The sequence below is a fragment of the Deinococcus metalli genome (genome assembly GCF_014201805.1).
Taxonomy (GTDB): Bacteria; Deinococcota; Deinococci; order Deinococcales; family Deinococcaceae; genus Deinococcus; species Deinococcus metalli.
On the sequence record NZ_JACHFK010000004.1, the window covers coordinates 216,736 to 240,366 of the forward strand.

Annotated in this window: 27 protein-coding genes; 12 read left to right on the top strand and 15 right to left on the bottom strand. The window is 71.7% G+C overall.

Annotated elements, in window-relative coordinates:
• Positions 1-151: 151 nt before the first annotated feature.
• A complete protein-coding gene (locus HNQ07_RS10035; protein WP_184111274.1) occupies positions 152-1,261 on the top strand; it encodes an HD-GYP domain-containing protein in 1,110 nt (369 codons plus the stop codon).
• Between the two features lie 163 nt (positions 1,262-1,424).
• Here HNQ07_RS10035 and HNQ07_RS10040 read toward each other — a convergent pair whose 3' ends face one another.
• From HNQ07_RS10040 to HNQ07_RS10055, 4 genes are all read right to left on the bottom strand, one after another.
• A complete protein-coding gene (locus tag HNQ07_RS10040) occupies positions 1,425-2,957 on the bottom strand; it encodes an ABC transporter substrate-binding protein (protein WP_184111276.1) in 1,533 nt (510 codons plus the stop codon).
• 43 nt (positions 2,958-3,000) lie between these two features.
• Positions 3,001-3,867 carry an ABC transporter permease gene (locus HNQ07_RS10045; protein ID WP_184111278.1) on the bottom strand — a complete coding sequence of 289 codons (867 nt, stop codon included), beginning with the start codon at positions 3,865-3,867 and terminating at the stop codon, positions 3,001-3,003.
• Positions 3,864-4,817 (bottom strand): ABC transporter permease, encoded by a 954-nt coding sequence (locus HNQ07_RS10050; RefSeq protein WP_184111280.1) that lies wholly within the window; start codon positions 4,815-4,817, stop codon positions 3,864-3,866. The genes HNQ07_RS10045 and HNQ07_RS10050 overlap by 4 nt, the downstream gene beginning before the upstream one ends.
• 76 nt (positions 4,818-4,893) lie before the next feature.
• Positions 4,894-5,430 (bottom strand): helix-turn-helix domain-containing protein, encoded by a 537-nt coding sequence (locus tag HNQ07_RS10055; protein ID WP_184111282.1) that lies wholly within the window; start codon positions 5,428-5,430, stop codon positions 4,894-4,896.
• A gap of 179 nt (positions 5,431-5,609) precedes the next feature.
• On the opposite strand from HNQ07_RS10055, the gene HNQ07_RS10060 reads away from it, so the two are divergent.
• Both HNQ07_RS10060 and HNQ07_RS10065 read left to right on the top strand, forming a co-directional pair.
• Positions 5,610-5,774 (top strand): hypothetical protein, encoded by a 165-nt coding sequence (locus tag HNQ07_RS10060; protein ID WP_184111284.1) that lies wholly within the window; start codon positions 5,610-5,612, stop codon positions 5,772-5,774.
• Positions 5,775-5,905: 131 nt separating this feature from the next.
• The gene (locus HNQ07_RS10065) at positions 5,906-6,166 is read left to right on the top strand and encodes a hypothetical protein (protein ID WP_184111286.1); all 261 of its coding nucleotides are present in this window, start codon (positions 5,906-5,908) and stop codon (positions 6,164-6,166) included.
• Positions 6,167-6,181: 15 nt separating this feature from the next.
• Here HNQ07_RS10065 and HNQ07_RS10070 read toward each other — a convergent pair whose 3' ends face one another.
• The gene (locus HNQ07_RS10070) at positions 6,182-6,694 is read right to left on the bottom strand and encodes a GNAT family N-acetyltransferase (RefSeq protein ID WP_184111289.1); all 513 of its coding nucleotides are present in this window, start codon (positions 6,692-6,694) and stop codon (positions 6,182-6,184) included.
• 285 nt (positions 6,695-6,979) lie between these two features.
• On the opposite strand from HNQ07_RS10070, the gene HNQ07_RS10075 reads away from it, so the two are divergent.
• The 6 genes from HNQ07_RS10075 to HNQ07_RS10100 all read left to right on the top strand — a co-directional run bounded on the left by HNQ07_RS10075 (position 6,980) and on the right by HNQ07_RS10100 (position 11,366).
• Positions 6,980-7,693: a B3/B4 domain-containing protein gene (locus tag HNQ07_RS10075; protein WP_184111291.1), complete on the top strand. Its 714-nt coding sequence runs from the start codon at positions 6,980-6,982 to the stop codon at positions 7,691-7,693.
• 16 nt (positions 7,694-7,709) lie between these two features.
• The gene (locus HNQ07_RS10080; RefSeq protein WP_184111293.1) at positions 7,710-7,892 is read left to right on the top strand and encodes an EAL domain-containing protein; all 183 of its coding nucleotides are present in this window, start codon (positions 7,710-7,712) and stop codon (positions 7,890-7,892) included.
• 305 nt (positions 7,893-8,197) lie between these two features.
• A complete protein-coding gene (locus HNQ07_RS10085) occupies positions 8,198-9,010 on the top strand; it encodes an MOSC domain-containing protein (protein ID WP_184111295.1) in 813 nt (270 codons plus the stop codon).
• 155 nt (positions 9,011-9,165) lie between these two features.
• On the top strand, positions 9,166-10,308 hold the full coding sequence (locus HNQ07_RS10090) for an XRE family transcriptional regulator (RefSeq protein WP_184111296.1): 1,143 nt from the start codon (positions 9,166-9,168) through the stop codon (positions 10,306-10,308).
• 41 nt (positions 10,309-10,349) lie between these two features.
• Complete coding sequence (modA, locus tag HNQ07_RS10095) at positions 10,350-11,111, top strand: molybdate ABC transporter substrate-binding protein (protein WP_184111297.1); 762 nt, start codon at positions 10,350-10,352, stop codon at positions 11,109-11,111.
• 45 nt (positions 11,112-11,156) lie between these two features.
• Positions 11,157-11,366 carry a TOBE domain-containing protein gene (locus HNQ07_RS10100; RefSeq protein ID WP_184111298.1) on the top strand — a complete coding sequence of 70 codons (210 nt, stop codon included), beginning with the start codon at positions 11,157-11,159 and terminating at the stop codon, positions 11,364-11,366.
• Between the two features lie 136 nt (positions 11,367-11,502).
• On the opposite strand, the gene HNQ07_RS10105 is transcribed toward HNQ07_RS10100, so the two are convergent.
• Complete coding sequence (locus tag HNQ07_RS10105) at positions 11,503-11,670, bottom strand: hypothetical protein (protein WP_184111299.1); 168 nt, start codon at positions 11,668-11,670, stop codon at positions 11,503-11,505.
• A 62-nt stretch (positions 11,671-11,732) separates the two neighbouring features.
• On the opposite strand from HNQ07_RS10105, the gene HNQ07_RS10110 reads away from it, so the two are divergent.
• Entirely contained in the window at positions 11,733-12,578 is an 846-nt protein-coding gene (locus tag HNQ07_RS10110) for an ABC transporter permease (protein WP_229831922.1), read from the top strand.
• 9 nt (positions 12,579-12,587) lie between these two features.
• On the opposite strand, the gene HNQ07_RS10115 is transcribed toward HNQ07_RS10110, so the two are convergent.
• From HNQ07_RS10115 to HNQ07_RS10125, 3 genes are all read right to left on the bottom strand, one after another.
• Positions 12,588-13,082, bottom strand: coding sequence for a trypco2 family protein (locus HNQ07_RS10115; RefSeq protein WP_184111300.1), 495 nt, complete (start codon positions 13,080-13,082; stop codon positions 12,588-12,590).
• A 106-nt stretch (positions 13,083-13,188) separates the two neighbouring features.
• Entirely contained in the window at positions 13,189-13,359 is a 171-nt protein-coding gene (locus HNQ07_RS10120; protein ID WP_184111301.1) for a hypothetical protein, read from the bottom strand.
• 63 nt (positions 13,360-13,422) lie between these two features.
• Positions 13,423-15,549 carry a bifunctional alpha,alpha-trehalose-phosphate synthase (UDP-forming)/trehalose-phosphatase gene (locus tag HNQ07_RS10125; protein WP_184111303.1) on the bottom strand — a complete coding sequence of 709 codons (2,127 nt, stop codon included), beginning with the start codon at positions 15,547-15,549 and terminating at the stop codon, positions 13,423-13,425.
• Between the two features lie 306 nt (positions 15,550-15,855).
• On the opposite strand from HNQ07_RS10125, the gene HNQ07_RS10130 reads away from it, so the two are divergent.
• Together HNQ07_RS10130 and HNQ07_RS10135 are read left to right on the top strand one after the other, a co-directional pair.
• Positions 15,856-16,074 carry a hypothetical protein gene (locus HNQ07_RS10130; RefSeq protein ID WP_184111305.1) on the top strand — a complete coding sequence of 73 codons (219 nt, stop codon included), beginning with the start codon at positions 15,856-15,858 and terminating at the stop codon, positions 16,072-16,074.
• Positions 16,075-16,153: 79 nt separating this feature from the next.
• Positions 16,154-17,068, top strand: coding sequence for an MBL fold metallo-hydrolase (locus tag HNQ07_RS10135; RefSeq protein ID WP_184111307.1), 915 nt, complete (start codon positions 16,154-16,156; stop codon positions 17,066-17,068).
• Between the two features lie 16 nt (positions 17,069-17,084).
• On the opposite strand, the gene HNQ07_RS10140 is transcribed toward HNQ07_RS10135, so the two are convergent.
• From HNQ07_RS10140 to HNQ07_RS10165, 6 genes are all read right to left on the bottom strand, one after another.
• Complete coding sequence (locus HNQ07_RS10140) at positions 17,085-17,777, bottom strand: hypothetical protein (RefSeq protein ID WP_184111309.1); 693 nt, start codon at positions 17,775-17,777, stop codon at positions 17,085-17,087.
• A 62-nt stretch (positions 17,778-17,839) separates the two neighbouring features.
• Positions 17,840-20,053, bottom strand: a complete 2,214-nt coding sequence (locus tag HNQ07_RS10145; protein ID WP_184111311.1) for a molybdopterin cofactor-binding domain-containing protein — start codon at positions 20,051-20,053, stop codon at positions 17,840-17,842.
• A complete protein-coding gene (locus HNQ07_RS10150) occupies positions 20,050-21,021 on the bottom strand; it encodes an FAD binding domain-containing protein (RefSeq protein ID WP_184111313.1) in 972 nt (323 codons plus the stop codon). Before HNQ07_RS10150 ends, HNQ07_RS10145 begins: the two co-directional genes overlap by 4 nt.
• Positions 21,018-21,572 carry a 2Fe-2S iron-sulfur cluster-binding protein gene (locus HNQ07_RS10155; protein ID WP_184111315.1) on the bottom strand — a complete coding sequence of 185 codons (555 nt, stop codon included), beginning with the start codon at positions 21,570-21,572 and terminating at the stop codon, positions 21,018-21,020. The genes HNQ07_RS10150 and HNQ07_RS10155 overlap by 4 nt, the downstream gene beginning before the upstream one ends.
• A gap of 168 nt (positions 21,573-21,740) precedes the next feature.
• Positions 21,741-22,817 carry an aminopeptidase gene (locus HNQ07_RS10160; RefSeq protein ID WP_184111317.1) on the bottom strand — a complete coding sequence of 359 codons (1,077 nt, stop codon included), beginning with the start codon at positions 22,815-22,817 and terminating at the stop codon, positions 21,741-21,743.
• A gap of 25 nt (positions 22,818-22,842) precedes the next feature.
• Entirely contained in the window at positions 22,843-23,631 is a 789-nt protein-coding gene (locus HNQ07_RS10165) for an SDR family oxidoreductase (RefSeq protein ID WP_184111319.1), read from the bottom strand.

The following is a 23,631-nucleotide window of genomic DNA, read 5'->3' on the forward strand; positions in this document are numbered from 1 at the left end:
CTCACGGCCCTGCGAGGCGCTGCGGCTGATCGTGTCTGGGGAACCGGGCACGACAGGACCCGCTGAATGCCTCCAGACCGGCACTGGCACCCGCGATGAGGCCGCATCTCGTGTCAGGGTGCCGTAAGGGACAGGATGGCATGCTCACGCCATGACCCTCGTACAGCCGGGCGCGGCTGCCGGACTGCCGGCCGACCTGACGCAGACCGTGGTGCACCTGACGCAGACGGCCATCGCTGCCAGCGACCTCACGGACGGCGTGACGCCGACCCTCGAACACCTCGTGCGCAGCACCGCGGCTGTCGGCTCCGCGTTTTTCCAGGTGGGCGGCGGTTCGCTGGCCTACCACGTGCGCGCCGCGACCGGCGAGATGCCGGCCACACCCGGCATGCAGGCCATCGCCGCCCACGGCCTGCCCGCCGACACGCCCCTGATGCGCGCTCTGGAGGTCGCTCCGGCGCCGATGTTCTTCCCGGACACGGGCACGTCACCCGTCACGGCCGGCTTCCCGGACCTGGGCGTGGCGAGCCTCGCGGCCGCCCCGGTCCGCGACGGCCAGGGGCGGCTGCTCGGCGCGTTCCTGATGCACACCTTCACCCCGCACGAGTGGGCGCCGTGGGAAGCTGACCTGTTCACGCTGGTGGCCGGCACCATCGCGTCGCTGGCCGGCCGGCTCACGGCCGAGGAGGCCGCGCGGGCCGCGCGCGAGGAGGCGCTGCGGGCGCTGGGGCTCGCGCTGGAGGCGCGCGACCGGGAAACGCACGGCCACACCGACCGGGTGGCGGGCCTCGCGGTGCGCCTCGCCACGCACCTGGGCTGGGACGACGCGCGCGTGCGGGCCCTGCGCTGGGGCGCGTACCTGCACGACATCGGCAAGATCGCCATCCCGGACGCCGTGCTGCTCAAGCCGGGCCCGTTCACGCCGGACGAGCGCACGGTCATGGAAACGCACGTGCAGGCCGGCGTGAGCTTCGCCACGGCCCTGACGTTCCTGCCGGCCGTGGCGCTGGCCGTGATCCACGACCACCACGAACGCTGGGATGGCCAGGGCTACCCCACGGGCAAGCGCGGCCAGGAGATCACGGTCGAGGGCCGGCTGTTCGCGCTGTGCGACGTGTACGACGCACTCACCAGCGCCCGCCCGTACAAGCGCGCGTGGACGCACGGCGAGGCGATGGACGAACTGCGTGCCCAGGCGGGCCGGCAGTTCGACCCCGCGCTGGTAGACGCCTTCCACGAGATGATGGCCGCCCTCAACTGACGCTGGACCGCTGCGGACGACCACCTGGCAACCAGCGCCCGTCCGCGGCGTGTACCAGAAAACCGCCCTGGGTGGGCGGTTTAGAGGTGGCGTTCGTTGCCGCTGTCGGCGGGTTCAGATCGGGGTCCGGCCGGCGTCCCGTGCGGTCGCGGGCCGGTCCGGCTCAGCGCCTCAGCCAGGTGGTGCGCAGACCCACGTAGCTGGTGTTCGGGAAGTGCTGGTAACCCTGCACCGCCTTGACGGCCGCCTCGTACTGCGTGCTGGAGTACAGGAAGACCATCGGGCTCAGCTCCACCAGACGCTGCTGCACCTTGGCGTAGATGGCCTTGCGCGCCGCCGGGTCGGAGGTCTGGCGGCCCTGGTCGAGCAGGCCGTCGATGGTGGCGTCCTTGAAGTTGGTGAGGTTACCGCCGCTGTCCGACGCGAAGGGCGTGTACAGGTAGTCGTCCGGGTCGCCCTGGCCGCTCTCGCCCAGGATGGTGGCCATGTAGTTCTTCTTCAGGATGTCCGGCAGGTACACGCTCCACTCCAGCGCCGTGATGTTCACCTTGACGCCCAGCGGCGCGAGCTGCGCCTGGATGATCTCGGCGGGCGTGCGCAGGAAGTCGTAGGTGGACGTGACCTTCAGTTCCAGCGTGAAGCCGTTCGGGTAGCCGGCCTCCTTGAGCAGGGCACGGGCCTTGTCGAGGTTCGGCTTACCGTAGGTGGCGTCGGGCTGGCCGTAGTAGCTGCCGTTGGGGAGCACGGTGCCGGCCGAGGGCAGGCCGCCCACGCCCAGCAGGGCCACGTCCACGATCTCCTGGTTGTTCATGGCGTACGCGAGGGCACGGCGCACGCGCGGGTCGTTCAGCGGCTTCTGGTTCACGTTCAGGAACAGCGAGCGGTAGTTCGCTGCCGGCCCGCCGATCACGTTGACGGCGGCGTTGCCCTTCAGGGAGGTGATGTCCGTGGACGGCACGTACTCGATCCAGTCCACGGTGCCGGTGCGCAGGGCGGTCACGCGGGCGGTGGCGTCCGGCAGGTAGGTGAAGGTGATGCCGTCGAGGTACGGCAGTTTGGTGCCCTTGGCGTCCCGGCCCCAGAAGTTCGGGTTCTTCTTCAGCACCATGCGCGTCTGCGGCACGTACTCGACGAAGGTGAACGGCCCGGTGCCGACCGGCTTGGTGTTCAGGGTGGCGACCGCTTCCTTGGGCACGATCACGTTCAGGCTGAACGCGAGCTTGCTCAGCAGCGGCGAGAAGGGCTTGCTGAGGGTCATCACGACTGTGCTCTTGTTGGGCGCGGTGATGCTCTTGACGAGTTCGAAGTCGCCGCTGCGGGGGGACTTGGTCGCGGGGTCCTTGATGCGGCCAATCGAGTACACCACGTCGCTGGCTTCCAGGGCGCGGCCGTTGTGGAACCGCACGCCGGGGCGCAGGGTGAACGTCCACGTCAGGCCGTCCTTGCTGGTCGTCCAGCGGATGGCGAGCGACGGCACGACCTTGCCGCTGGCGTCGAAGGCCACCAGCGTGTCGTAGACGTTCTCCAGCTGGTTGCGGGTGGACGTGGCCTGCGTGACGTGCGGGTCGAGGCCCACGGGGTCGGCCTGCATCCCGGCGCGCAGGGTGCCGCCGGTCGTCTGGGCGTAGGCACTGCCCAGCGCGGCGAGCGAGAGGGTAAGCGTGAGGGCAGCGGCGGTCCGGGTGTTCGTGCGCATGGTGATCCTCCAGGGGAGTGAAGTAACGGATGTGGGTGGAGCGTCAGCGGCCCAGGCGGGGGTCCAGGGCGTCGCGCAGCGCGTCGCCGAGGAGGTTGAAGCCGAGCACGGTGATCATGATCGCCAGGCCCGGCGCGATCGAGATCCAGGGGTTGGTTTCGAGGAAGGGGCGGCCGTCAGCGATCATCTGGCCCCACGCGGGCGCCGGGGGCTGCGTGCCCAGGCCCAGGAAGCTCAGGGCGGCCTCGCCGAGGATGGCGTACGCGAGGCGCAGCGTGACCTCGACCAGAATCGGGCCGGTGGCGTTGGGCAGCACGTGGCGCAGCAGCAGCCGGAGGTCGGACGCGCCGAGGGCGGTGCTGGCCTCCACGAACATGGTGTCCCGCGTGCGCAGCACGGCGGCCCGCGCGACCCGCGCGAACGGGGCAACATACGCGACCGCGATGGCGATGGTGAGGTTCCAGAACCCGCCACCCAGGAAGGCGAGCAGCGCAATGGCGAGCAGGATGGCCGGGAACGCCAGCAGGACGTCGGTGACGCGCATGATCAGCGTGTCCACCCACTTCAGGTAGAAGCCGGCCAGCGCGCCCAGCGTGCCGCCGACGAGCAGGGCCAGCGACACGCTCAGGATGCTGACGGCCAGGCTGATGCGGCTGCCGTAGACCACGCGGGAGAACAGGTCGCGGCCGTACAGGTCGGTGCCGAGCCAGTGCTGGGCGGACGGCCCCTGCATGCGGTCGATGGGCCGGTACTGCACGGGGTCGTACGGCGCGAGGTGCGGCGCGAACAGGGCCGCCACCACCACCAGCAGCACCAGCACCAGGCCGGCCACGCCACTGGGCGTGCGGAAGAACACCTGGGCGGCGCGCCGGGCGGGCGAACGCGGCTGGACGGTCGCGGCGGCGGTCACGAGTACACCACCCGGCGGTCGATCACGCCGTACAGCACGTCCACGATCACGTTCACGAGGACGTAGCTCACCGCGATCCACAGCACCGCCCCCTGCACCACCGGGTAATCGCGCAGGTTGATGCCCTCCAGCGCGTAACGGCCGACGCCCGGCAGCCCGAACAGTTGCTCGATGATCACCGCGCCGCCGAGCAGGTTGCCCACCTGAAGCCCGATGACCGTCACCACGGGGATCAGGGCGTTGCGCAGGGCGTGGCGGACGACGATGGCGCGGCCGGGCAGGCCCTTGGCCCGGGCGGTGCGGATGTAATCCTGCCCAAGCACGTCGAGCAGGCTGGCCCGCACGATCCGGGTCGTGGCCGCCGCGAGGCTGAAGCTCAGGGCCAGCGCCGGCAGGAACAGGCTGCGCAGGTTGCCGGCCAGCGACTCGGCGGGCGTCACGTAGCCGTTCGGCGGGAACCACCCGAGCTTGAGGCTGAACAGCAGGATCATCAGGATCGCCAGCCAGAACTCCGGCGCGGCCAGCCCGACCAGCACGAAGGTGCTCGACAGCAGGTCGGCCGACTTGCCGCGCTTCAGGGCCGCCAGGATGCCCAGTGGCAGGCCGATCAGTGCCGCGAACAGCAGGGCCAGCCCGGTGAGTTGCAGCGTGACGGGAAAGCGCAGCAGCAGATCCTGGAAGACCGGGCGGTCCGTGCGCAGGCTGATCCCCAGGTTGCCGTGCAGCAGCGCCCAGAACCAGTGGGCGAACTGCTGCCAGATGGGCTCGTTCAGGCCAAACAGCCGGCGCATCTCGGCCTGCTGCGCCGCGCTGACGTTGCCTTCCAGGCCGATCAGCTGCGTGACCACGTCGCCCGGCACCAGCCGCAGCAGCACGAAGACCAGCACGCTGACCCCGAAGGCCGCGAGCAGCGCCAGCAGGACGCGGCGCAGCAGCCAGCCGGGGCTCATGCCCGCTCCTGCGCGGCGGAAACGGAAAGGACGGTCGGCCGGTTCATGCTTCCTCCGGGTGGGTGAAGTGGGGGCGTCACAGCAGGCGGGGCGTGCCGACCCACAGCAGCAACGTGTCGGTGTCGCCGGGATTGGCCCAGGTGTGCGGCGTGGTGCTGGGATGGTGCGCGCTGTCTCCTGGGCCGAGTTCGTGGTGCTCGGACCCGACCGTCAGGCGCAGGTGCCCCTGCAGGACGTGCACGAACTCCTCGCCGAGGTGGCTGTTCGGATCGGACGTGAACCCGGGGTGGATACAGATCAGCAGGGGTTCGAGGTTCAGGTCGCCGCCCTGCCCGGCAAGGCTCTCGACGCGGTAGGGCAGCTCCTGGAAGTGCAGGACGTTGCCGGCGCCCCGGCGGGTCACGCTGGTGTGCGGCGTGTCGTCGGGCACGAAGTAGGTGAGGGTGACACCCAGCGCCCGCGCGATGGACGCCAGGGAGGTCACGGTGGGATTGGCCTGGTGCCGCTCGATCTGCGACAGGTACGGCACGGACAGGCCGCTGCCGGCACTGACGTCCTTGAGGGTGAGGCTGAGGTGACGTCGTCTCGCACGAATTCTGGACCCTAGCTGCATCACCCCTCCTGTTGAGATGAGCCACCGTATCAGAAAAATTATGATCGCGGTTCGCGGGCGCTGGACAGGTCCGCGGCCGGGGAAGTGCCAAGGCCACTTCACGCCGCTCTGGTCGTCCTGACAGACACGCGGCGCATGGTGGACGGGACCGCCACCCCACCCGAACCCAGGAGGCCCCGATGACCCAGCCCCCCCAGGCGCCGCAGTCCGGCGTCGTTCCGTCCGACCACCAGCCCGACAAGACGCCGGCACCGGAAACGCCCACCACCGATACGCCGGAACAGACGCCCAGGCCGGAGCACCACGGCCGGCCCAGCGACGACAGCGATCCCGGGCACAGCTGAGCGGGGCACGCTGCTCGCCGGCGACCAGTGAGACCGGCGAGACCGTTAGGCCACCTTCATGGACGGCCCCGCGTCTTGAGGAAGCCTTGGGCCGAAGCGCCCTGTCACCGGGCGGACGCTACGGTGCGGCGATGCACGAGGAACCCGTCCCGCTCACCGAGGTCCTGATGGCCCTGTCCGTGCACGACGGCAAGGGCATCATGCGGGCGCTGCGGCTGGGCGCGACCCTGACATGCCGGCGGCGCCACCTGCCGGGCGGCGTGATGTATGTCATGCACGGCCGGGTGGGTGAGGACGCCGTCACGACGCGCGAGCACCGGTCACTGGGCCAGGACCTCATGACAGACCTGAATGTCCGGCTCGAGCCCTACCTGCGCCGCGACATCCTCTGAGAAGCGCGGCTGGCGTCAGTCCGGTCCGACGGGGGCCATTTCTGCATCCTGACCGGCTGCCAGCGCGGTCAGGGCGCCCCAGTCCAGGCCGTAGTCCACCCAGACCGGATTGGCGTGGGCACCGAGGCGCTCGTAGAAGCGGCGGCCGGACGTGTTCCATTCGGCCACCGCCCATTTCATCGCGTCACAGCCGCGCCGTACGGCCTCTTCGGCCGCAGCGCGCATCAGGCGCTCGCCGAGCTGCTGACCGCGCGCGTCGTCCCGGACGTAGAGCTCCTTCATGTACAGCGTCGGCCGCGCGGTCGCCGTGAATGGAATGACGTAGTACACCAGCGTGCCCAGCAACTCGCCGCCCCGCTCCGCGACAAGGGCGTGGAAGTCGGGCGGTGCCTGCCGGAAGCCCTGCTGAAGCAGCACGTCCTCCGTGACCGCGAAGACGTCGATGTACTGCTCGAAGACTGCGAGGCCGCGCATCAGGGGCAGGAGGCGGGGGATGTCGTGCTCGGTGGCGTGCCGGATGGTGGTCATGGAACTCCTCCTGGGGGACGTGGACTCCCGCATGGGGCCATGCTGCGCGGCCCCGTCTCCGGCGCACAGGGCCACTTCCCACCGCGGCAGTGGGGCCACAGGCAGGGGGCGCCGCACAGGGAAGTGGACCTGGCACCCGGCATGAAAGTGGCCCTTCGTGGCGGGCCACCTACCCGGCATGCTTGGAGGCAGCCCACACGTGGCCCACGAGGACTCCATGACTGAACGCCATCCCTACGCTTTCCAATCCCCCACGCCCACCTGCCGGACCGGGACGGGACGCGCATGACCGGGGATACCTCCCCCGCCCTGCACGTGAGTCCGGCCGTCGCCGGGCGCTTCCCGGGCTACCACGGCCTCGTCGTGTTCGCCCACGGCATTCAGGGCGGCCCAAGCGACGAGCGGAGCGCGGCGTGGCTGCGGACTGCCGAGGCGCACGCCCGCGCAGCGTTCGGTGCGTCGGCGCCTGCCGAGCATCCCCATCTGGCGGCGTGGCGGGACGCGTTCCGCGCATTCGGCGTCAAGCCCCAGCGCATGCTGAATTCCGCCGAGGCCCTGATCTCCCGCGTGGTGAAGGGCGGAGAGTTGCCGGCCATCAATCGTCTCGTGGACGCTTACAACGCCGTGAGCGTGCAGTTTGCGGTGCCGTGCGGCGGCGAGGACCTTGCGCGCGTGGTTGGGGACGTGATCCTGACAGTCGCTGACGGCGACGAGCCCTTCGAGACTGTCAGGGACGGCGCGCCGTTCATCGACCACCCCGCGCCGGGCGAGGTGGTGTGGGCCGACGCCGCGGGCGTGACATGCCGGGCATGGAACTGGCGCCAGGGCACCCGCACCCGCCTGACAGACACCACGACGGCCGCGTACTTCCTGTTCGACGCCCTGCCTCCCGTGACCCGCGCTGACCTGGACCGGGCCGCCGACACGCTGGAGGCCATGCTCCGGACGCTATCGCCCGGCTGCACCACCCAGCGCACCTACATCGGCGCCGGGAGCTGAGGCGGGAAGCCCGCAGGTGGCGGCGCTGCTACTCGCCCTCCCACCGGACATCGTCAAGCTCGACCGGGGACTGGTGCGCGATGTCCACGAACACGCCGGGCAGACCCTGCGTATCCGCAACATGGTCGGGTTCGCCGCCCACAGCGGCCTGCGGGTGATCGCAGAGGGTGTCGAGACCGTGGCCGGGGCCAGGACGTAGGCCGCCAGGTCACGCTGTTGCTCGCGCGGCCAGGCTTCGAGTCGCTGCCCGCGGTACCGGACGACGTGATCGCGGCGTGCCAAGGACAACCATCCGGCTCTGCGTACCGAACCTGGCTATGTTCGTATGCCCGCTGTGAGTAGCGGATTGCCTATGATCCTGGGGACCCGCACGAGCCCTGTCTGCACCCGAGCTTCCCGCCTCCTCACTCCACTTCCCCGGACGGCAGCGATCTTGACGAACCCACACACCGGCTTTGGCTCCCCGAGACGACACTCGCCCGCACCGGTGTCACGGACCGCCGCATGACGGTCACCCTCGCCGCGCTGTACATCTACCCCGTCAAGTCCTGCGCCGAGGTGCGGCTCGACGCGGCGCGGGCCGAACCGCGCGGGCTGGCCGGCGACCGCCGCTGGGCGCTGGTCGGACCGGACGGCCGCCTTCTCACCCAGCGCGAGCTGCCGCGCATGCGACTGATAGAGCCCGTGTGGGACGGCACGCTGCGCGGCCTGCGGGCGCCGGGCCTCCCGGACCTGCCGCTGCCCGCTGAGGCGACCGGCCCGCGCGTCCCGGCCACGCTGTGGGGTGAGGCCATCGGCGGCCTGCGGGTCTCCCCCGAAGCTGAGGCGTGGCTGGAGGCGTTCCTGGACGCACCGTGCGATCTGGTGGCCCTGCCGGCCGATGCGTCGCGCTGGCAGGAGGGCAAACCGTTCCGCGCGCCGCTCGGGTACGCGGACGGCAACCCCTACCACCTGATCTCCACGACCTCACTCGACACGCTTGGGGACGCGTCGCGCTCGCCGCTCGACTTCCGCCCGAACCTCGTGGTGGAGGGCGCACTTCCCTTCGCGGAGGACGGCTGGCGCCGCGTGCAGGTGGGTCCGGTCGGGTTCCAGGTGGTCGAGTCCTGCGCGCGGTGCAGCGTCGTGAACGTCGATCCGGGCGGGCGGATGACGGCCGAGCCGCTGCGCACGCTGGCCCGGCATCGCCGGCGGGGCCACGCCATCCTGTTCGGGCAGCACCTCATCCTGGAGGGCACGCCCGGCCTGACGTTGACTGTCGGGGATTCGGTGACGGTGCTCGACTGGTCGCCTGAACCCAACCCGTCCTACGGCTGACGCCCACCCGGCGAGCACCGGACGCCCGGGCACCGCTGGAGCAACCGCTTCCCAAGGGTCAGCCAGGTCGGTCCCCAGCGGACCGGTCGTGATCAGGGCGCCGCAGCATGTCGCGTCACGTTGACGTCACGTCGTCTCCGGTTTACCTTCAGGGCATGCCCTCCCCCGTCCACAGCGCCGCGCCGCTGCGTTGTCAGGTGCGCGCGCGCCGCGAGGCGCTACATCTGCGGCCCACCGAACTGGCGGCGCAGTGCGGCATCACCCGGCAGGCACTGCACTCCATCGAGACCGGCGCGTATGCGCCGAACACCGTGGTGGCCCTGCGGCTCGCGCACGCGCTGTCGTGCCGGGTGGAAGACCTGTTCACGCTGGCCGAGGGCACCGTGACGGCCCGCGTGGTCGGAGTGCCGCCTTCGGAGGGCAGCCGCGTGCAGCTCGCGTGGGTGGGCGAGCGCCTGCTGGCCTTCCCCGTGACGGGCGAGGCCGGGTGGAGCCAGCCCGCCGACGGCACCTTCACGACGCCGCACGGACTGTCGGCCGGGCACGTCGCGGTGCGCCCCTTTGCCGACCACGGGCAGGCCCGCCGCACGGCTGTGCTGGTCGGGTGCGATCCCTCGCTGGGCGTCGCGGCGAGCCACGTCGGGCGGCACCATCCGGACACGCGGCTGCTGTGGCAGTCGGCGTCCAGTTCGCGTGCTCTGGGGGCGCTGGCCCGCGGCGAGGCGCACGCCGCCGGCATTCACCTGTGGGACGCACGGTCCGGCGTGTCCAATGTCCCCTTCGTGGAGCGCGAGCTGCCCGGCCGGCGAGTGCACGTGTACACGCTGTGGTCATGGGAGCAGGGCCTGCTGGTCGCGCGGGGCAATCCGCACGGCATCCAGGGGGTGCGAGACCTCACCAGGCCGGACCTGCGCCTGGTGAACCGGGAGCGCGGCTCGGGCAGCCGGGTGCTGCTGGACGCGTGGCTGGCCGGGCTGAACCTGCCTGGCACCGAGCGCCGCCGGCTGCCCGGCTACCGCGACGAGGCCGGCAGCCACCTGGAGGCTGCGGGGCTGGTGGCGGCCGGCGCGGCCCACGTGGCGCCGGGGCCGCGCTCGGCGGCGCTGGCGCTGGGGCTGGAGTTCGTTCCCGTGCAGACCGAGCGCTTCGACTTGGCGGTGCCGGACGAGCACGTGACCCATCCGGCCATCACGGCGCTGATCGCCGTGGTGCAGCACCCCACCTTCCGCGCCGAGATCGCGTCGCTGGGCGGCTACGACCCGTCCCACGCCGGAGAGCACTGGCAGACCACTGGCTGACGTCTCCACCGCCTTCCGTTCCGCTTCCCCTTGGAGGTCACATGCTCAGAACCGTCACGCTCACCGCCCTGCTGCTCACCGTCGGCAGCGCCTCGGCCGCCACCCTGACGGTGTTCGCCGCCGCGTCGCTGACCGATGCCTTCACCGAGGTCGGCAGGGCCTTTGACGCCCAGACGGGCAACACGACCACCTTCAGCTTCGCCGGCTCGCAGGCGCTGCGCACGCAGCTCGAGAACGGCGCGAAGGCGGACGTGTACGCCAGCGCCAACGACGCCCAGTACACCCCGCTGGTCACGAAGGGCATGGTGGCGGCCGGACAGCCCTTTGTACGCAACCGCCTGACCCTGATCGCGCCGAAGAGCAATCCGGCCCTCCAGACCCTGGCGGATCTCGCCAAGCCCGGCCTGAAACTCGTGATCGCGGACAAGACCGTGCCGGTCGGGGACTACACCCGGCGGATGCTGGGTGCCATCGACAGGTCCAACGCGTATGGCAGGGACTTTTCGGCGCGCGTGCTGAGAAACGTCGTCAGCGAGGAGACGAACGTGCGGCAGGTGGCCCTCAAGGTGCAGCTGGGCGAGGCCGACGCGGCCGTCGTGTACGCCACGGACGTGACGCCCACCCTCCGGCCGCTGGTGCGCGTGATCGCCCTGCCCAGCCGCTTCAACCAGAGCGCAACCTACCCCATCGGGGTGCTCCGGGCGTCCGCGAGTCCCGACGCGGCCCAGGCCTTCGTGACCTTCGTGAAATCCGCCGCGGGCCAGCAGATCCTGAAGAAGTGGGGCTTCCTCAGCCCGCAGTGACCCGCGCCGCCCCCGCCCTCGCCGCCGTCCCCAAGGAGTTCCGCCATGCGAATCAGCGCCCGCAACACCCTGACCGGCGCCGTCAAGACCATCACCCTCGGCGAGGTCAACGCCGAGATCGTCCTGGACCTCGGCAATGGCGTGGAACTGACCTCCACCATCACCCGCCACTCCGCCGAGCGGCTGGGCCTCGCGGTGGGCACGGCCGCGCACGCAGTCATCAAGTCCAGCGACGTGATGATCGGAGTGGACTGACGTGCGCCGCGCCGTGACCGCCCTGGTGGTGGGCACCCTGCTCCTCGGCCCGGCCGGCGCCCTTGACGACCGCAAGCCCTCCGGCCGAGGTGCAGGTCCAGCTGACGACCCCGCGCACCCTGCTCCTGGCCGACCTTCAGGCCATACCCAGCCACGACGTCACCCTGACATACACGGTGGGCCACAGCGTGACCCACACCTTCAAAGGCGCGCTGCTGAGCGACGTGCTGGCGCGCGGGGCCGACGGGTACGCCGCCGTGTTCTCCTGGGGCGAACTCGATCCGGGCTCCGGGAACCGCAACATGCTGCCCGCCTACCGGCAGGACGGCCAGCTCCTGCCGACCGCCCCACGGCCGGAGCGTGCCCTTGAACCACCCGCTGCGCCGCGCGGGCACGCCCGCCCGTGGGGGTCGGCGCCGGCCGGGCCGTCCCCGCACCTCGGCCGTGCCGGCCCTGCTGAGTGTGGTCATGGCGGCGTTCCTGCTGCTGCCCACGCTGGTGCTGCTCACGCGCGGCCTGACCGCAGACTTCTGGCCCACGCTGGGCAGCCGGGCCGTCACGGACGCCCTGCGCGTCAGCGCGCTCACCACGGGCGCCACCCTGCTCCTGACCATCCTGCTGGTCACGCCGGTGGCGTATCTGCTGGCCCGCTCGCGCTTTCCCGGCCGCACCGTGCTGGACACGCTGCTCGACCTGCCGATCGTGCTCCCGCCAGTGGTGGCGGGCGTGGGCCTGCTGCTGACCTTCGGACGCAGCGGCCTGCTCGGCCCGCCCCTGGAAGTCGCCGGCATCGGGCTTGCCTTCTCGCCGGCCGCGGTGGTGATGGCGCAGCTCTTCACGTCCGCGCCGTTCTACCTCCGCACCGCGAAGGCTGGATTCGCCGCCATCGACCGCGAGGTGGAGGCGGCCGCCCGCACGGACGGCGCGGACGCGTGGGGCGTCTTCCGATGGATCACGTGGCCCCTCGCGTTCCCCTTCCTCCTCGAGGGCCTCGTGCTCACGTGGGCACGCGCCCTCGGAGAGTTCGGCGCCACCATCCTCTTCGCCGGCTCCCTCCAGGGCAAGACCCGCACCATCACCCTCGCCATCTACGGCGCCCTCGAATCCGACCTCGCCCCGGCGCTGGTCCTCTCCGCCGTCATGGTGCTGGTGTCCTTCGCCGTCCTGCTCACCGTCCGCCTCCTCGCGGCCCGGCGACCCGACACCGCCTGAGCGCGGCGCTCAGTCCAGGGGCTGAAGGGTCAGTGTCACGGTATGCGTCAGCGCCTCTACCTGCCCGGCGCCCAGCTTCAGCACCGTCAGGTGACCGTCCTCCGTCACCGCCACCTGAAACGCCAGGGTGCCGCCCGTCGAGACGAACGGCAGGTGGCCGGACAGGCGGCTCCACTGCTCCGCCCCGATACGGAGCGCGTCGAGCCCCGTCAGCAGCTCGTAGCCCAGATCCTCCGCGTCGCTCGCCGTGAGGGCCTTGCTGGCCGTGCGCTCCCACGACAGGCACAGGGTCTGTGTCTGAGAGTTCGCGTACTGCCCGCCGACGCTCACGACCTTCCACTCCACCTCCCCACCCTGCGTGGTCTCCAGGGCGGTCTTCAGTTCGATCTCGACCTTCGACACCACGAGCGCGTTTCCCGCCCGGTTCTCCCGGCCAAAATCCTGCGCGACCGCGCCCTGCACGGCCGTCACGACGTCCAGCACAGACACCGCCCTGGTTGGCATCCCTCTCCTCCATCCGGGCCACCGGTCCTGCTTCGCCCAAATCCATGTACTGAACCTGCCGACGGCCACGCCGCCCCGGAGCTGAGGCTCAGGCCCATGCCGTGCCCTAGCGTGGGGGAACGGGCCAGCGTCCGGTGAGCATCAGGCCGCCGGCGACGCACATCAGGACCGCCGGGGCGAGGCCGACCACCAGGGCGCGCGGGTGCCACGCGGCGAAGAAGACGGTCATGGCAACAGCAACGGCAATCAGGACCCATCCCCAGCTTCTGAGGTTCATGGCCCACGATAAGCCCAGTCAGCGGTCGGGAACATGGAATGCACGGTGACCCGTGATGACCGTTCAGGCCGTCACGTTCCCACGGGCGGCGCGGCCCTCGGCGGGCCGGGCGTCGCTGCGGCTCCACGCGGTGAGAAGGGCGACGACGTTCGCCGGGCTGTCCAGACGGTAGGGCGCGGCGGTGGAGCCGGGGCCGACCTTGATGGCCGTACCGCCGGCGGCGTTCACCGCGTGGAACGCCTCCTCGTCGGTGTCGTCGTCGCCGATGAAGACGGGATGGTGGCCGGGGTACGCCGCGATGAGGGACGTCACGGCGCGGCCCTTGCCGAAGCCGGCGGGCCGGTACTCGCGCACGAGTTTGCCGGCGATCATCTCCCAGCCGGGCGGCAGGGACAGGGTTTCGAGGTGGTGCTGGACGTGCGCCTGCCGGTCGGCGGGAACATTGCGGTAGTGCACGGCGACGGTCCAGCGTTTGTCCTCGACGCGCACGCCGGGTTCGACCGGGAAGTGGCGGGCGAGGGTCTCGATCACGCCGCGCTGCGGGGCGTCGGGGGTGCGGCCCAGCCACTCCATGCCGTGCAGGCCGATCACAGGCAGGTCCGGCAGCGGCAGGTAGCCGTACACCTGAACGCTGCGGCGGCCGGTGACGATCACGGTGTGGTGGGCGGGATGGTGCAGCAGATGCGCGAGGGCCTCGTGCGCGCCGGGCTGCGGGTCGGCGTCGCGGGGGCGCGGGGCGATGGGTGCGAGGGTCCCGTCGTAGTCACACATGATCAGCAGGGGCCGGGAGCCGAGATCCAGCAGCGCGGCGGGCAGCAGGTCCGGACCGGCGAGGTCGTGCAGGAAGCGCTGCGTCCACGTCCGCAGGTCGCTGTCGCGCAGGTGGCGGCGCAGACCGTCCAGTCGGGCCTTTTTCTCCTCCAGTGGCATGCGCAGGGCGGCCAGGAGGCGTTCGGCGAGGCCGTCACGGTCATAGGGGTTGACCTCGATGGCGCCGGGCATCTCGCCGGCCGCGCCGGCAAAGCGCGAGAGCAGCAGCACGCCGTCGGCGCTGCTCGCCGCGAACTCCTTGGCAACGAGGTTCAGGCCGTCGCGCAGCGGAGTGACCAGCATGGCGTCGGCCGCGCGATAGTGCGCGACGAGTTCCTCGCGGTCCAGGCCACGGAAGACGTAGTGGACGGGTGTCCAGCCGTCGCGGCTGAAGCGGCCGTTGATGCGGCCGACGCGGCCCTCGACCTGCTGGCGCAGCTGGAGGTACGCCTCGACGCGTTCGCGGCTGGGCACGGCGATCTGCACCAGCGACACCCGGCCGCGAGCGCGGGGGTGGGCGTCGAGAAAGGCCTCGAAGGCGTCCAGGCGCTCGGGGATGCCCTTGGTGTAGTCCAGGCGGTCCACGGCGAGCAGGACCAGCGTGCGGAGGTTGTCGCGCAGGCGCCCGGCGCGTTCGGCGGTCTCGGGGGCGGCGGCGAGCGTCTCGAAGGCGCCCACGTCGATCCCGATGGGCCGCGCCTCGATCCGGACGGTGCGGCCGTCCACGGCGACAGTGCCTGGTCCGGTCTCGATGCCGAGGGTGCGCTCGCATGCGTCCTGGAAGTGGCGGGCGTACGCCGCCGTGTGCATGCCGATCAGGTCCGCGCCGAGCAGGCCACTGAGCAGTTCCCGGTCCCACGGCAGGGTGCGGAACACGTCCTGCGCGGGCCACGGGATATGCCAGAAAAAGCCGATGCGCGCGCCGGGCAGCGCAGCGCGCAGCAGGCCCGGCACCAGCGCGAGCTGGTAGTCGTGCACCCACAGCAGGTCGCCGGGGCGGTACGCGTCGATGGCCGCCTGCGCGAAGCGCGCGTTCACGGCGCGGTACGCGGCCCACTCGTCGGCGCGGAACTGCGCGCGTTCCACGAAGTAGTGGCTGACAGGCCACAGCGCGCCGTTCGAAAAGCCGTGGTAGTAGCGCTGCACCTCGTCGCCGCTGAGGGCGAGGCGCTGCACGCGGTAGCGCGGGGCCGCGGGCGGAAGGTCGGCATGGCCGAGTTCGGGGTGCTGTTCACCCCACGCGATCCACGTGCCGCCCTCGCGCTGCATCACGGGATCGAGGGCGCTGGTCAGGCCGCCGATGGACGGGGTCCAGGTGACGCGGCCGTCCTGAACGCTGGGCGCGTAGGGCTCTCGGTTCGACACGACGATGACGGCCATGGGTGAACGTCACCCTGCCAGGTGAGCGCATGAGGCAGTGCAGAGGCGCGTAAAGACGCGTGGTCGGTGTGTCCGCGCGCCGGCTGTCGGTGCCCAGCACACCGGCCATGCCCGGCTCCTGCCACCCCGTCCGTCACCTCCCCCGCCCTGGTCGTTGACGCGGCCCTGACCGGCCGGTGCTGTGCTGGTCGCCGCTCCACCCCACCGCCGCGCGGCCACGCCGTCGGCCCTGTTCGCACCCCCGGTCCGGAGCGCCCTGGCGCCATTCCGGCCTCCACCCCTTCCGTCATCCCACCGGAGTAGGCCATGACCGAGACCCTGCACGTCCGCTGGAAACCCGGGACGCTGGACACGCTCCTCGTCACCACGCCGCGCGGCGTGGTCGAGTGGACCGCGCGCGACTTCCGGCGCCGCTTCGGCCCCGCCGCCATCGCCGACCTGTACCTGCGCGGCCGCACCGCCGTGAGTTGTGAAGCCCTGCCGCACCAGTCCTTCGCCCAGCCGGTGGCCGGCCGGGTCGCGTGAGCGTCCGCTCCACGGCGCGGCGGGTGGCCTGGACAGGCGCGGTACGGCGGCGCGTCCTGCGGATCAGACTGCCGACCACATGACGAATCCGTGGATCGAGGAAACCCCCCTGTACCGGATTGACCCGGACGAGTTCACGGCCATTCTGCTGGGGACCGGCACGCCGCGCGCGTACCCCGGCGCGGCCAAGCCGGCCGTCGCGGTGGTCGTCGCCGGCCGCGTGCTGCTGTTCGACTGCGGCGCGGACACCGTGCGGCAGCTGATCGCGTCCGGCGTGATGCCCCAGCGTGTGTTGGACGTGTTCTTCACGCACCACCACTACGACCACAACGCCGGCTTCCCGGACCTGTTCATCAGCTCGTGGCGTACCCATGTGGGCGTCATCGCCGGCCGGGCCGTGCCGCTGCGGGTCTACGGGCCGCCCCGCACCCGCGACATCATCGGACGCTTCCACGCGGCGCTGGAGTACGACATCGGGCTGCGGGTGGCCTACAACAAGTCGGACGTGGACGGCGCGCTGATGGAGGTCACGGAAAGCGGCCCCGGGCTGGTGCTCGACCAAGGCGGCCTGCGCGTGAGCGCCTTCGAGGTGGACCACCGCCCGGTGGAGCCGGCGGTCGGCTACCGCATCGAGTGGCGGGGCCGCGTGCTGGTGATCTCCGGCGACACCCGCCCGGTCCCGGCGACAGTCGAGGCGGCCCGCGGCGCCGACGTCCTGATCCACGACGCGTACAACGCCGCGTGGCTGGACGAGATCAGGGACCAGAACCCGGACCATGCCGTGCAGGTGACCAATCCCGCCAAGTACCACACGACCACGCTGGACGCCGCGAGGATCGCCCAGGAAGCCGGCGTCCGTCACCTGGTGCTGACCCACCACATCCCGGTGCCGCGCCGCACGCCCCAGGCCGAGGCGGCCTACACCGCGGGCATGGCCGACCTGTACGGGGGCCGCGTGACCGTCGGGCGCGACCTGATGCGCATCGACGTCTGACGACACTCGCAGGCGCTCACCCGCGGCCTGGCCCAGCGCGCTCGCGGCGGCCGTGCTCGAGCTGCTGGCGCCAGCGCGCCGGGCCGGTGCGGACCGCCTTGACGTTCGACGTCACCGAGAGCAGCGTGTACAGCCCATCCACGCAGGTGGTGAGCACCCGCGCGACCTCGTCGTTCACCGGCTGCTGGTAGGCCGCCGGGTCCGCGGACAGCTGCCGCTGTTGCCGCTCCTGCGCGTCAGGAAACAGCCGTTCGGCCACAGCGTGCTCCATGTCGCGCCACGCGAACTCCGGCGCCCGGGGCCGCCGCTCGGCGCCGGGCCACACCAGCACGTCCCCGGCCCGGTAGCGCTCGAACGCGTCCAGCAGGCCGACCGCTTCCCGCAGCAGGGGGTCGCCGGCCAGGAAGCCGTGCAGGCGCTCGCCCTCGTCGGTGCGCAGCAGCCGCACCGGGCACACCCTCACCACTGCCTCCAGCAGCGTGAGGAGCGGCACGGTGCGGTCGGGCGGCCCCTCGCTGTGAGTCGAGAGGGCGGCCGCCAGCTGGAGCAGCTGCCGCAGGCCGCCGGCCAGGTCGAGCATGACCAGAAAGCGCGCGGTGTCGGTGTAGTGCGGGGCCCGCTGTCCGGCCAGGCCCCGCGCGAGGAGGGCGCCGGCCTTGTCGAGCTCCTGCTCCACGCTGAAGGCGAAGACGGGATCGTCGGTGGCCATGACCTACGGTATCCGAGTCGGGCGCCGCCTGCGTGGTGGGAACGTCCCCCTCCGTGCCGGCGTCAGGCCCGGGCGTCCCAGCCCGCGAGGATCTTGTCGAGGGTGATCGGGAAGTCGCGCACGCGCACGCCGCTGGCGTTGTACACGGCGTTGGCGACGGCCGCGCCCACCCCGCTGATCCCGAGTTCTCCCAGCCCCTTGGCGCGCAGCGGCGAGGACTGGTCGTCGAGTTCGTCGAGGAAGATCACCTCCAGGTCCGGGATATCCGCGTGCACGGGGACGTGGTACTCGCCCAGGTCATGGTTCACGAACAGGCCCAGGTCGTGATCGACATGCAGCTCCTCCATGAGCGCCGAGCCGATACCCATGGTCATGCCGCCCAGGCACTGGCTGCGCGCAGTGACGGGATTCAGGATGCGTCCGGCGGCGACGACGCTCAGGGCGCGGCGCACGCGCACCTCGGCGGTATGAACGTTCACGCCGACCTCCACGAAGTGCGCGCCGAAGCCCGCCTGGACATAGCGCTCGGTGAGGTCGCCGTAGGTCATGCGCCCGGTGGCGCTCACCCCGTCGGCGCCGGCGAGGTCGCGCAGCTCGGTGCACTCGGCTCCCTGCCACACCTTGCCATTCCGGAACACGGCATTCGCGGGCACGTACCCCGCCTGCCGGGCCAGAACGCGCCGCAGTTCATCGCAGGCCGCGTACACCCCGGCCGACGCGCTGTTCGCGCCCCACGAGCCACCGGAGCCGGACGCCGGCGGGAATTCGGAGTCGCCGAGGCGCACGCGCACCTGCTCCAGCGTCAGGCCCAGCATCTCGGCGGCGACCTGCCCCAGGATGGTGTAGCTGCCGGTGCCGATGTCGGTCATCTGCGTCTCGACCGTCAGGGTGCCGCCGGGCTCGAGCCGCACGGCCGCGCCGGACGGCTTGACGAGGTTGGTACGGAACGCGGACGCGACGCCGTACCCGACAAACCACTCGCCGTCGCGCCGCTCACGTGGGGCGCGGGGCCGGTCCGCCCAACCGAACGCGCGGGCGCCGGTCCGCAACGCCTGCGCCAGCCGCCGCGACGAGAACGGGCGCTTGGGACCCTGTTCGGGGTCGAACTGGATGTCGTTGAGCACCCGCAGTTCGACCGGGTCGAGGCCGAGTGCTTCGGCCAGCTCGTCCATCGCACCTTCCAGCGCGAGCATGCCCACCGCCTCGCCGGGGGCGCGCATGGACGCGCCGGGCGGCAGGTCCAGCTCGGTCTTGCGGGTGCGGATCAGGCGGTGCTCGCCGGCGTACAGGTACTTCGTCTGCTCGCACGCCGGTTCGGTGTCGCCGCCGGGCAGGTTCCCGGTCCAGGTGTCATGCCCGACAGCGTGGAGGGTTCCGTCGGTGTCCGCGCCCAGGCGGACGTGCTGGATGGTGGCGGCGCGGTGCGAGGTGTGGTTGAACATCAGCGGCCGGGGCAGGGCGGTCTTGACGGGGCGGCCCAGGATTCGCGCGGCGGCGGCCGACAGCACCGCGTCCGAGAAGAACAGCAGTTTGGTGCCGAAGCCCCCGCCGACAAAGGCGCTGACGACCCGCACGTCCTTCTGCGGCACGCCCAGCGTGAGCGCCAGCCCGCGCCGGACCCAGTGCACCACCTGGTGCGCGGTGTGCACCGTGAGCTGGTCGCCGTCCCAGTGGGCCACCGTCGCGTGCGGCTCCATGGGCGCCTGCGACTGGTCCGGAGTGGTGAAGGTGAGGTCGACTGAGACGGCAGCGTCCCGGAACGCCCGCTCGAAGTCCCCGACGACACTGTCTGCGGCGTCCTCCGGCTCCTCGCCGGCGTCCAGCGTGTCGGCCAGCGTGAACTGGCCGGGCGTGACGTCGTACTCGACCTCGATGAGCGCGGCGGCGGCGCGGGCCTGCTCGAAGCTCTCCGCGACCACGAACGCGACCGCCTGGTGGTAGTGGCGCACGTCCGGCCCGGCGAGCTGCGGGGACGCCTCCTGCTGCTGCGGCACCGGGGTGTCGGACCCGCCCTGCGCGGGCATGGTCTCGTGCGTGAGGACCAGCAGCACGCCCGGCGCGGCCTCGGCGGCGGCCGTATCGATACGGGTGATGCGGCCGTGCGCCACGCCCGCCCCCACCACAGAGCCGTAGATGGGCGTGCCGGTCACGTCGTACTCGTAGGCGTACGTGGCCTGCCCGCTGACCTTCAGGGGGCCCTCGAGGCGCGTGTGCGGACGCGTGACGACGCGTTCCTGGTCGATGGGGTTGGGGGGCGAGGCCTGATCGAATTTCATGCCTGGTCCTCCGTGGTGGCCTGCTCGAATACGGCCGTGAGGGTGCGGCCTAGCAGCGGCAGCTTGAACGCGTTCTGGGCCGTGGGCCGGGCGCCGTCGAAGGCGCGGTCGATGATGGCCCCGGCCCGCTCGGCCGGAGGTGCGGTCTGCGCCACCGTCTCGGCCGCCTCGACCCGCCACGGGCGCGGAGCGACGCCGCCGAACGCGAGCCGCACCGAATCACCGTCCACGATGGCCGCGACGGACACCAGCGCGAAGGCGTACGACGAGCGGTCGCGCACCTTGCGGTACAGCTGACGCCCGCCCACCGGGGGCGGCAGGGTCACGCCGGTGATCAGCTCGCCCGGGTCCAGGGTGGTCTCCACGTGCGGGGTGTCGCCGGGCAGACGGTAAAAGTCGTCCAGGGGCACGCTACGGGTATGGCCGTCGGGCCGCATGGTCTCCACGGCCGCGTCCAGCACGCGCAGCGCGACCGCCATGTCCGACGGGTGCTGCGCGATGCAGGCGTCCGACGTGCCGATCACCGCCAGGGTGCGGCTGTAGCCGCGCAGGGCCGCGCAGCCGCTGCCGGGCTCGCGCTTGTTGCACGGCAGGTTGGGGTCGTAGAAGTACGGGCAGCGCGCGCGTTGCAGCAGGTTCCCGCCGGTGGTGGCCTTGTTGCGGATCTGCCCGGACGCCCCGGCCACGATGGCGCGCGTCAGCACGCCGTACTCGGCCCGCACGCGCGGATGGCTGGCGAGGTCGGTGTTCGTGACCAGCGCTCCTATGCGCAGACCGCCGTCCGGGGTGTCCTGCACCTCGCGCAGCGGCAGGGCGCCGACGTCCACCAGATGCGAGGGCGTCTCGATCTCCAGCTTCATCAGGTCGAGCAGGTTGGTGCCGCCCCCGATGAACTTCGCGCCGTCCGCCTGCGCGGCGCGGGTGGCCGCCTGCGGGGTGGCGGCGCGCTCGTAGGTGAAGGCCCTCACGCGCGGTCCCCGGCGGCGTGGACCTCGGTCACGGCGGTGATGATGTTGGGATACGCGGCGCAGCGGCAGATGTTCCCGCTCAGGCGTTCGCGCAGCTCATCGGGGCTGAAGGTCACGGCGTCCAGGTCGGCGGTGACGTGGCTGGGCACGCCGCGCTCCAGCTCGTCAAGCGCCCCGACCGCCGAGCACAGCTGCCCCGGCGTGCAGTAGCCGCACTGATAGCCGTCGTGCGCCACGAACGCGGCCTGGAGGGGATGCAGGGCGTCCGGCGTGCCGAGGCCCTCCACGGTGGTCACGTCCTGGCCGCCATGCATCACGGCCAGCGTCAGGCAGCTCAGGATGCGGGTGCCGTCCACCAGGACCGTGCACGCCCCGCACTGGCCGTGGTCGCAACCCTTCTTGGTGCCGGTCAGGTGGAGGTGCTCGCGCAGCGCATCCAGCAACGTCACGCGCGGGTCGAGGGCAAGGGTCTGCGGCTCGCCGTTCACGGTCAGGGTCAGTGGCAGCAGGGCCGGGTCGGCGCCCCCGGAGGGCGGACGGGAAGGTGTCATCGCAGCGTACGTTCCCGCATCCCGCGCGGCGGATCAGCCCGAAACGCTAAAGCCGGGTTTAGTGATGCCCGGCGGCCGTGCCCCCATGGCAGTCCCCAGCGCCGCCGAAGGTGCGGACCTTTGGCGGCGCCGAGGACTGCGAGGCAGGACGGTCCGGGCGGGCCGCTGTTACGACACGAAGTGGCCGTCCACCTGGAAGGGCTCGCCGTCCAGGGTCACGCGGCCACCCTTGCGCAGGTCGCAGATCATGTCCCAGTGCACGGCGCTGGTGTTCGTCCCGCCGTTCTCGGCGTACGCCTGCCCGACCGCGAGGTGGACCGTGCCGCCAATCTTCTCGTCGAACAGGATGTTCATGCTGGGCTGCTGGATGCCGGCGTTCGTGCCGATGCCGAGTTCTCCCAGGAAGCGCGCGCCCTCGTCGGTCTCCAGCGCGGCGCGCAGCACGTCCTCGCCTTCCTCGGCGCGGGCCTCGACGACCTCGCCGTCCTTGAAGGTCAGGTCGATGCCGCGCACCACGCGCCCGCCGTACAGGGTCGGCAGGTCGAAGTGCGCCACGCCGTTCGCGCTGCGTTCCAGCGGCGCCGTGAACACCTCGCCGGAGGGCATGTTGCGCTTGGCGTCGCTGTTGCTCCAGTTCCGGCCCCTCACGCTCAGATGCAGGTCGGTGCCGGCGGACACGATGTGGACGTCGTCCGCCAGCGCGAGTCGCGTGATCAGGCCCGCCTGGAAGTCGCGGATCTCGCCCCACTTCTGCACCGGGTCCGGGGTGTCCAGGAACATCGCCCGCGCCACGAAGGTCTCGTATTCGGGCAGCGTCATGCCCGCGGCCTCGGCCCCGAAGGGCGTGGGGTACAGCGTGAGGTTCCAGCGCGGGTGCAGGCGGCTCAGGGCGACCGGCGCCTGCGCGGCGCGCCAGCGGGCGGCGCGGCTGGCCGGCACGTCGGCGACCGGCGGGGTCGGCGTCAGGATGCGGATCGAGGCGTCGAGCGCGCGTGCGTCCTCGATCTCGACCGGGTGCAGCGAGTCCAGCACGTCGTCGCTGGCGAGGCGCTGCACGTCTTCTTGCTGGGTGGGGTAGCTCAGGCGCAGCACGGGGCGTGCGCCGCGTTCCAGCAGCGTGCGGTGCAGCGCCTCGATCAGCGGCAGGGCCAGGGTGCTGCCGCTGATCAGCACGCGGTCGCCGGGGCGGGCCGTGACGCAGTAGTCGGCGAGCAGGACGGCGTGGCGGACAGGATCGTAAGTCATCGGGATCTCCTGGGGCGGTGGGCGGTCACAGGGCCGTGACCGCGCCGCCGTCCACGAGCAGGGTGCTGCCGTTCACGTACTGCGCGGCCGGCGAGCACAGGAACGCGGCGACGCGGCCGAACTCGTCGGGCGTGCCCAGGCGGCCCATGGGCACCTCGCGCTCGGAGGCCTCGCGCACCGCCTGCCACGTGGTGCCCCGGCGCGCCGCGGCGGCCTCGTCGAGCTGCTGGATGCGCTCGGTGAGCACCCGGCCCGGCGCGAGGCCGTTGACCTGGATGTTGTCGGGGCCGAGTTCCACGCTCAGCGACTTGCACAGACCCATCACGGCCGGGCGCAGGGCGTTGGAGAGCGTGAGGTTGTCCAGTGGGCGCTTGACACTGCTGCTCAGCAGGGCCAGGATACGCCCGCCCCCGCCGGCCTTCAGGTGCGGCAGGGCGGCCGTAACGCTGCGCACCACGCTCATCAGCGTGAGCTGGTACGCCGTTTGCCACTGCGCCTCGCCCAGGGCCGCGAAGTTGCCGGGCGGGGGGCCGCCGGCGTTGCACACCAGGATCTTCAGGCCGCCGAGGTCGCGGGCGGCCGCGTCTATGAACGCCGTCAGGCTGTGCGCGTCGGCCACGTCGGCCGCGTAGGCGTGAACGGCGGTGCCGGTGGCCTCCTCGATCCGGCGGGCGGCGTCCTGGGCGCGCTCCAGGTCGCGCGAGCACAGCGCGACGCGCGCGCCCTCACGGGCGAGGGCCAGGGCCGTGGCGAACCCCAGCCCGGCGCTGGCGGCCAGGACGACGGCCGGCTGATCCTTGAGTCCAAGGTCCAT

Bases quoted from the DNA above. Each gene is read 5' to 3' on its own strand.
- HNQ07_RS10140 (WP_184111309.1), bottom strand. From the start codon at position 17,777: ATGGCCACCGACGATCCCGTCTTCGCCTTCAGCGTGGAGCAGGAGCTC.
- HNQ07_RS10105 (WP_184111299.1), bottom strand. From the start codon at position 11,670: ATGTTGCGGTTCCCGGAGCCCGGATCGAGTTCGCCCCAGGAGAACACG.
- HNQ07_RS10135 (WP_184111307.1), top strand. From the start codon at position 16,154: ATGACGAATCCGTGGATCGAGGAAACCCCCCTGTACCGGATTGACCCG.
- HNQ07_RS10115 (WP_184111300.1), bottom strand. From the start codon at position 13,082: ATGCCAACCAGGGCGGTGTCTGTGCTGGACGTCGTGACGGCCGTGCAG.
- HNQ07_RS10040 (WP_184111276.1), bottom strand. From the start codon at position 2,957: ATGCGCACGAACACCCGGACCGCCGCTGCCCTCACGCTTACCCTCTCG.
- HNQ07_RS10145 (WP_184111311.1), bottom strand. From the start codon at position 20,053: ATGAAATTCGATCAGGCCTCGCCCCCCAACCCCATCGACCAGGAACGC.
- HNQ07_RS10050 (WP_184111280.1), bottom strand. From the start codon at position 4,817: ATGAGCCCCGGCTGGCTGCTGCGCCGCGTCCTGCTGGCGCTGCTCGCG.
- HNQ07_RS10120 (WP_184111301.1), bottom strand. From the start codon at position 13,359: ATGAACCTCAGAAGCTGGGGATGGGTCCTGATTGCCGTTGCTGTTGCC.
- HNQ07_RS10060 (WP_184111284.1), top strand. From the start codon at position 5,610: ATGACCCAGCCCCCCCAGGCGCCGCAGTCCGGCGTCGTTCCGTCCGAC.
- HNQ07_RS10155 (WP_184111315.1), bottom strand. From the start codon at position 21,572: ATGACACCTTCCCGTCCGCCCTCCGGGGGCGCCGACCCGGCCCTGCTG.
- modA (WP_184111297.1), top strand. From the start codon at position 10,350: ATGCTCAGAACCGTCACGCTCACCGCCCTGCTGCTCACCGTCGGCAGC.
- HNQ07_RS10100 (WP_184111298.1), top strand. From the start codon at position 11,157: ATGCGAATCAGCGCCCGCAACACCCTGACCGGCGCCGTCAAGACCATC.
- HNQ07_RS10085 (WP_184111295.1), top strand. From the start codon at position 8,198: ATGACGGTCACCCTCGCCGCGCTGTACATCTACCCCGTCAAGTCCTGC.
- HNQ07_RS10130 (WP_184111305.1), top strand. From the start codon at position 15,856: ATGACCGAGACCCTGCACGTCCGCTGGAAACCCGGGACGCTGGACACG.
- HNQ07_RS10035 (WP_184111274.1), top strand. From the start codon at position 152: ATGACCCTCGTACAGCCGGGCGCGGCTGCCGGACTGCCGGCCGACCTG.
- HNQ07_RS10125 (WP_184111303.1), bottom strand. From the start codon at position 15,549: ATGGCCGTCATCGTCGTGTCGAACCGAGAGCCCTACGCGCCCAGCGTT.
- HNQ07_RS10065 (WP_184111286.1), top strand. From the start codon at position 5,906: ATGCACGAGGAACCCGTCCCGCTCACCGAGGTCCTGATGGCCCTGTCC.
- HNQ07_RS10160 (WP_184111317.1), bottom strand. From the start codon at position 22,817: ATGACTTACGATCCTGTCCGCCACGCCGTCCTGCTCGCCGACTACTGC.
- HNQ07_RS10090 (WP_184111296.1), top strand. From the start codon at position 9,166: ATGCCCTCCCCCGTCCACAGCGCCGCGCCGCTGCGTTGTCAGGTGCGC.
- HNQ07_RS10055 (WP_184111282.1), bottom strand. From the start codon at position 5,430: ATGCAGCTAGGGTCCAGAATTCGTGCGAGACGACGTCACCTCAGCCTC.
- HNQ07_RS10075 (WP_184111291.1), top strand. From the start codon at position 6,980: ATGACCGGGGATACCTCCCCCGCCCTGCACGTGAGTCCGGCCGTCGCC.
- HNQ07_RS10070 (WP_184111289.1), bottom strand. From the start codon at position 6,694: ATGACCACCATCCGGCACGCCACCGAGCACGACATCCCCCGCCTCCTG.
- HNQ07_RS10165 (WP_184111319.1), bottom strand. From the start codon at position 23,631: ATGGACCTTGGACTCAAGGATCAGCCGGCCGTCGTCCTGGCCGCCAGC.